This window comes from Micromonospora sp. DSM 43699 (assembly GCF_055517075.1).
On the sequence record NZ_JBTMMT010000265.1, the window covers coordinates 1 to 399 of the forward strand.

1 protein-coding gene is annotated in these 399 nt (G+C 68.7%); it reads left to right on the top strand.

Annotated features, from left to right (window positions below):
• A partial coding sequence (locus AC0AIB_RS31570; RefSeq protein WP_465098139.1) for an Ig-like domain-containing protein occupies nucleotides 1-399 on the top strand: 399 nt, incomplete at both ends.

Genomic DNA, 399 nt, shown 5'->3' on the forward strand with positions numbered 1-399 from the left:
GTCTGCCAGCCAAGGTACGGCCCCCTATACCTATGCGCTGTCCTCGGGGGCGCTGCCCGGGGGGCTCAGCCTGGGCAGCGACGGTGCACTCACGGGAACGCCCACCGCCAGTGGCAGCTTCAGCTTCACCATCCAGGCCAGCGACGCCCATGGCGCCACCGGAACGCAAAGCTATGCGCTGTTCATTGCGCCCCTGCCGGTGCCCGTGGCCAACCCTTCGAGCCTTACTGTGCCCGCCAACAGCAATGCCAACCCGGTGGCGTTGAGCATCACGGGTGCCGCCGCCAGTGTGGCGGTCGTCACCCAGGCGCTCCACGGCACGGCGTTGGCCAGCGGCGCCAGCATGAGCTACACGCCCGCGATGGGCTACTCGGGGGGGGATTCCTTTACCTACACGGC